Source organism: Fusibacter sp., assembly GCF_057447755.1.
The window spans coordinates 1-4,092 of the sequence record NZ_JBVBZF010000313.1 but is presented as its reverse complement, the minus strand read 5'-3'; the positions used below and the strand labels follow the sequence as shown (position 1 = coordinate 4,092).

General features: G+C 38.2%; 3 protein-coding genes. All 3 read left to right on the top strand.

The window, feature by feature from the left end; all coding sequences use genetic code 11:
* Positions 1 to 392: 392 nt before the first annotated feature.
* The 3 genes from AC220I_RS19215 to AC220I_RS19205 all read left to right on the top strand — a co-directional run bounded on the left by AC220I_RS19215 (position 393) and on the right by AC220I_RS19205 (position 3,956).
* A complete protein-coding gene (locus tag AC220I_RS19215; RefSeq protein WP_486725480.1) occupies positions 393 to 1,880 on the top strand; it encodes a sugar ABC transporter ATP-binding protein in 1,488 nt (495 codons plus the stop codon).
* Between the two features lie 10 nt (positions 1,881 to 1,890).
* Entirely contained in the window at positions 1,891 to 2,859 is a 969-nt protein-coding gene (locus AC220I_RS19210) for an ABC transporter permease (RefSeq protein ID WP_486725479.1), read from the top strand.
* A gap of 74 nt (positions 2,860 to 2,933) precedes the next feature.
* Positions 2,934 to 3,956 (top strand): sugar ABC transporter substrate-binding protein, encoded by a 1,023-nt coding sequence (locus AC220I_RS19205; RefSeq protein ID WP_486725478.1) that lies wholly within the window; start codon positions 2,934 to 2,936, stop codon positions 3,954 to 3,956.
* The last annotated feature ends 136 nt before the right edge of the window (positions 3,957 to 4,092 follow it).

Genomic DNA, 4,092 nt, shown 5'->3' with positions numbered 1-4,092 from the left:
TTCTAGAATAAATGGTTTAGAATAAAAAAATACCACATTAACCTTTAAAAGAACTGATATGATTCAGTTCTTTTTTTGTGTGTCACAAAATCATCTAGTCAAAACGGATTACTCCCACTCCCGCACTCATCCTATTTATCTAAAAAGACCAGAATGTCGTTCTAATGCCCTTCTAATCTTAATATAAGACAAGCAAGTCCTAAAAATCCTTTATAAATCTTAATTTAGGACAAACCAATCTTAATATAGTGCAATTCACGCTCAATCATTTCTAAAATTATTTCAGTCTGTAAAAAAAATCTGTAATAAAGTACACCAAGTCATTAATCTAGGACATTATGTATCCCTCCTAATTGTATTAAGATTAATGCAAGTAAGGGAGGCATTGCGACATGTACAAACTAAAAGTAGTGAATATAGAGAAGTCGTTCCCAGGTGTTAAGGCACTTGATAAAATCGAATTCTCTGTTCGTAAAGGCTCTGTCCACGTACTTTGTGGGGAAAATGGGGCAGGTAAATCCACCTTGATGAAAATCATAAACGGTATTTATCAACCCGATTCAGGACAGATTCTTATAGATGGCAAAGAAGTTAAGGTTAAAAATCCTATCCAAGCGAGGGAGCTTGGCATCTCCATGATTTTTCAGGAGCTTAACTATATACCTGAAATGACAATTGAGGAGAGTCTCTTTGTCGGCAACTGGCCACTGGATAAATCAGGTAAGGTCAATTGGCCTGAAATTAGAAGAAGAACACTTGATCTTCTAAAAGCTGAAAATCTGGACTATAAACCAGAAACACAATTAAAGGATTTAACTGTATCTGATATTCAGATGCTTGAAATATTAAAAGCAATCTCATATCAATCAGACATCATCATTATGGATGAACCCACATCTGCAATTACTCAAAAAGAAGTTGAAATTCTATTTCAAAAGATATTTGATTTAAAAGCTAGAGGGGCAGCCATCATCTATATCTCGCACAAAATGGATGAGATCTTTAGAATCGCTGATGATATCACCGTTTTCAGAGATGGTAAAGTCATTGATTCAAGACCAAAAGAAGAACTTGATATAGAAACCGTAATTTCTCTGATGGTTGGACGTAAGCTTGGGAATGACTTTCCTAAGATCGAAACAAAAATCGGTCCACCAATCTTAGAAGTAAATCAGCTTGAGGGTGATAAGTTCAAGGACATTACATTTGATATTAAGCAAGGCGAAATACTTGGTTTTGCCGGTCTCATGGGGGCAGGTAGAACAGAAGTCATGAGAGCTATTTTCGGACTTGATAATATCCACGCTGGTGAAATCAAAATACATGGTAAGCCCGTTAAGATTAAAAGCGTCAAAGACAGTATCAACCATAAGGTGGTTATGCTATCGGAAGACCGTAGACGATTTGGAATATTACCTGTGAGAAGTGTAAGGGAGAACATCTCCATCACGAACCTTAAGAAGTTCATTCACAAAGGTTTGCTTCACAGCAAGATCGAAGAAGAAACTGTCAAATACTATTGCGATAAAATGAAGGTTAAAACACCAACCTATGAAACAAGCATTGAGTCACTATCTGGTGGAAACCAACAAAAGGTCTTGCTGGCAAAATGGCTGATAACAGATCCAGAGGTATTCATTGTAGATGAACCAACAAGAGGGATTGACGTCGGTGCAAAATACGAAATTTACAAGCTCATCTCAGACCTCGTGGAGGATGGCAAAAGCGTTATCATCGTATCATCAGAGCTACCAGAGCTGATCGGCATGTGCGATCGAATCTGTGTCATGGCAAAGGGCAGAATCATGGGCACACTTGATAGACAGGATTTCTCACAAGAAAATATTATGCGTCTTGCGACTGCATCTACTAATCATTAGGAGTTGAATCATGAATAATTTTACTCAGAAATTAAAAAAATTAAATGCAAAAGGCACTTTCAGTATCTACTTTGTCCTCTTGGCCCTCTTTATGGTCAGCTGGATGGCAAATGAAAACTTTGCAACCGTAGGAAACTTATCAAATATTTCAAGACAAATTGCGGTGGGCACGATCTTGGCCTTTGGTCAAACACTCTTAATCATCAGCGGCATGCTTGACTTATCATCTGGATCTGTTCTTGCACTAGCTGGCGTTTTATCTGTATCCGTTTATACCATGACACACTCTTTAGTTTTAGCATTTGCTGTAAGTATTGCTGTAGCAGTATTCTGCAATATCTTAAACGGTGTGATGGTCACTAAGTTTAAAACGCCGCCTTTCATTGCAACACTTGCAATGATGACCATGGCAAGAGGTGCAGCCTTACTTTATACAAACGGTCAAAACATATATCAAATTGGAGATTATGTCGTATTTGGACAAGGTTCATTCTTTGGCATTCCAAACCCAGTTTGGTTCCTAATTGGCATCATGATTTTAACTTGGTACCTTTTAAAGCACACCGTATTTGGACGTTCAATCTATGCAATCGGTGGCAACGAAGAAGCTTCAATCGCTTCTGGGATCAATGTTGATCGCGTTAAAATGAAAGCCTTTATCATCAATGGTATTTTCGTCGGTATCGCAGGTGTTCTCTTTATGTCACGTGTTAACGGCGGACTTCCAAATGGCGCAATCGGTTATGAATTTAAGGCCCTTACGGCTGCTGTAATCGGTGGTACGTCATTCTCAGGTGGTATCGGTACAGCTTCTGGAACACTTGCAGGTGCATTTATCGTAGGCTTCCTAGACAACATCATGGTCCTAGTGGGTGTTAACTCATACCTACAACAAATCGTAAGAGGTGCAATCATCGCATTGGCCGTAATCTACGACATTTACTTTAAGACAACACGTGGTAAAAAGAAAAAAGCTTAGGTAAAGTTCTAAATTCTTTTGGTTATTCTTGGCATGGCCAGTTTAACATACACATTAAATCTTAGGAGGAAAAAATGAGAAGAGTATTAGCGTTTTTATTAGTTTTCATGCTGATGATGGGGACATTAGCTGGTTGTAGTTCACCTGCTAAAACTGAAACAGCACCTGCTCCAGCAGAAAGCACAGAAGCAACAGCAAGTGATAGTACAGAAACAGCAAAGACATTTAGAGTTGCATACATTGCAAGAGCACAAGCAGATTCATTTGCTGCATGGCTTGCAAATGCAGTTATGGAAGAAGCAGATAAATATGATGACATCACAGTTGATGTATTTGACGGACAAGCAAGTGATGATACAGAAAACTCACTTATCGAAAATGCAATCACAAACAAATATGATGCAATCATTATCCAACCAAACAATGGTGAAGCTCAAAGACCATATGCTGAAAAAGCAGTGGCTGCTGGTATCGTAACAATCACTACAAATGCTAGAATCTCAGGCGTTGAAGGCGCATCTTCAGTAGATGCTGATCCATACCTTCAAGCAAAAGTTAATGCTGATGCAGCAGTAACACAAATTCCTGAAAATGCAAACGTTGTTGTCCTTAAAGGGCCTCCAGGAAACTTCCATGCTGATGAAAGAAGAAAAAGCTGGGAAAATGAATTCTTTGCAAAAAGACCTGACGTAACAATCGTTGGTGAAGAAATTGCTAACTGGAACAAAGACGAAGCTATGAACTACATGGAAACATGGGTACAAGCTAATGACAAAATCGACGCAATCATCGCTATGAACGATAACATGGCAGCTGGTGCACTTGAAGTTATCAAAGACAATGCAAAATTTGAAAACATCTTAGCATACGGCGTTGATGGTACTGCTGAAGCTGTACTTTTAATCCAAGAAGGTAAATTAACTTCAACAAGCTTACAAAGTGCTTATGCATTAGCGGAATCTTTATTAGCGACAAGCCACAAGCTTTTAACTGGTGAAGAGACTCAAATCGATACTGATATCGATTGTCCATTAATCACTAAAGACAACGTAGCAGAGTATATCGAAATGCACAAAAAAGCTGGTGCTATTCAGTAAGCTAGTCTTATTCAATCACAAGTCATTAGTGCTAAATGATTTTAAATTTAACACTCATAACCAATAACTAGCAATAAACAAGTTTTTTTATTTAATCCCCGGGCATATGGTAAATCCATATGCCCATCCCTTAATT